Consider the following 2295-nt stretch of genomic DNA (forward strand, 5'->3'; position numbering starts at 1 on the left):
AAGGGACAGTCGCGATACACCAAGAGCGAGTTACGAATGGGCCCGCCGGGGGGATACGTCGCACGATCCATCGGCAGCGGCAATCCAAAGATCGCCGTCCCGCCCTTCGAGTGCTTCTCGCCAACTTCCTTCGCCGCGGCCATGCACGCTTCGACAAACCCCTCCGCGAGCAACAAGTCCTTGGGTGGATAGCCACAGATCGACAGTTCCGGGAACACGACGAGATCGGCACCGGCCTCACGCGCCCGCGCGATCGCCGCCACATGCAACGCGGCGTTGCCGGCAACGTCCCCCACCACCGGATTGAGCGGCACCAAAGCGATCTTCATGCGCGGGGATGGTAGATGGACCGCGCGTCGCAAGGCTCAACGCTCGCCAATAACCTCAACCAACACCTTGCCCTCTCCCTCCCACTGCCGAATCCCCCGCGTCCTTCGCACCATCCACTCCTGCACGGCTCGGACACTCACCCCTTTGGGCAAGTACCCCGAACGCTCGTACCGCGCGATCGAGCCAAGATCGACCAGCACAAACTTCGCCGCCAAATCGGTCAACTCCCCATCCGCGAATGGCCAACGGTCCCACACGACGTTGTACTTCACATCAGCCGGAAAACAGAACGGCGCGCCCTCGCCCAAGAGCAGCACACGCTCCCCCGCAGGCACGAGCGCCGCCACCCCGATCGCCGCAGAACTCGCCACAAGCCGCTCGCGGCGCACAGGATCCGTCTCGCGATGCCACGCATCACTCGTGAAGTCCGCAGGCTCCAGCGGCATCAACGCCGTCGGCGTGCCCCCACGCTGCTGCTGCACCGTCCACACCAGGAACCCGCACTGCACCGCGATGACCGCGACAGCACTGATGTTCATGATCGTGCGCGAGAGATGCCGCAGACCACCCGGCTTGCCCTCGCCAGCAACTGGCGTATCAAACGCCAGCGCGACCAGCGCCACGCAAGGCACCAGCATCGGCATCAGGAATCGGCTCTGCACGTGCGTCGTGGTCAGCCACAGCACGACCTGCACAAAAACACCCGCCGACAGCAACGCGGCCAGCAACCTCCCTCGCCCGCGCACCCAGAAGAGCGCGTGCGTGATGCTCGCAAGCGAGATCAGGAACAACACGCCCCATTGCGGATGGCTCATGCCGCGATAGACCGCTCGTCCTGCGCTCGCCGCGGGATCGTTCGCATCGGGAAGCGCAAGCAACTTCACGCGATCCATCAGCGGCTCGTTCGAAACATGGTGCTGCAGGAAGTTCGCGACCTGCTCCGCAGACCAGTGTGCCGTGCCCAGGTACTTGGTCAACGCGAACGGAAACAGCGGATTCCCGCACGCCATACAGTTGCGCACCATCCATGGCAGCAGCATGATCAGCCCCGCGCTCGCGCCAAAGACCGCCGCCCTCCACCACTGCCTCAACGGCATCATCCCCAGCAGCACTAGCCCCGTGGGCACGCCCGCAAAGAGCAACGCCGTGGGCTTCGCACCGCACGCGGCTCCGATCAACACCCCCGACAACACGCCCCTCCGAACTGGCGACAACTCGCCATCAACCGCCACGATCATCGCGCCAGCAATCATCGCCACCAGCGCCATCTCGTTGTACGCGAGCGTTCCCACCACGATCGACCAGGGCGTGAACAGCACGAGCAACGCCGCACACCAACCCGCGGCTCTCGCCCGCTCTTCACTCGCGCCGCGCGCCATCGCCGCGCGCGATCCCAGCACGCCACACAACCACGAAGCGAGCACCATCACCCCCGCATGCAACGCCTGGCACGCAATCACGCGCCATCCATCGCCCGCAAGCAAGCCCATCGGTCCGTGCGGGAACGCGCTCGACGTGGGGGCATTGGACATCGCCGCGATGTGCAGAAACGCGGCCTCCATGTACCCGGGCAAGAACGAGTACACGTTGTGCTCAACGGGAGCAAGCCGTCCGTTCGCGAGCCATTCCTGTGGCAGTTGCAGGTGGTAACTCAGCGCGTCGTACCCGCCAAACTCACTCCCCCACAGCACACCCGGCGGATTGACGATCGCGAAAAGCGTGACACCAAGGGGAATGCCACACGCGATCTTCGCGAGCGTTTCGAACGCCGTCGGCCGGCCCACAACCGCACGATTCGCCCGCTCCTTCCGCCAGCGAACACCATCCACCACGCCCCGCCCGATCCCCGCCACGGCAATCGCGAGCGACACGACCAGCCCGACTATTCCGTGCAGCAATCCCACCTGTCCCAGCAAGTGGCTCATCGTGAGCATTGCCGCCAAACCAAGCGCAGCCTCAAGGGCC

2 protein-coding genes are annotated in these 2295 nt (G+C 65.1%); both read right to left on the reverse strand.

What is annotated here, in order from left to right:
• A partial coding sequence (locus NJ959_RS28765; RefSeq protein WP_305069171.1) for a nitrilase-related carbon-nitrogen hydrolase occupies positions 1-329 on the reverse strand: 329 nt, incomplete at its 3' end.
• Between the two features lie 36 nt (positions 330-365).
• Positions 366-2295 (reverse strand): ArnT family glycosyltransferase (locus NJ959_RS28770; protein WP_254015184.1); only part of this gene is annotated, 1930 nt, incomplete at its 5' end.

Origin of the sequence: Limnofasciculus baicalensis BBK-W-15, from assembly GCF_024178385.1 — a bacterium.
GTDB lineage: Bacteria > Cyanobacteriota > Cyanobacteriia > Cyanobacteriales > Coleofasciculaceae > Limnofasciculus > Limnofasciculus baicalensis.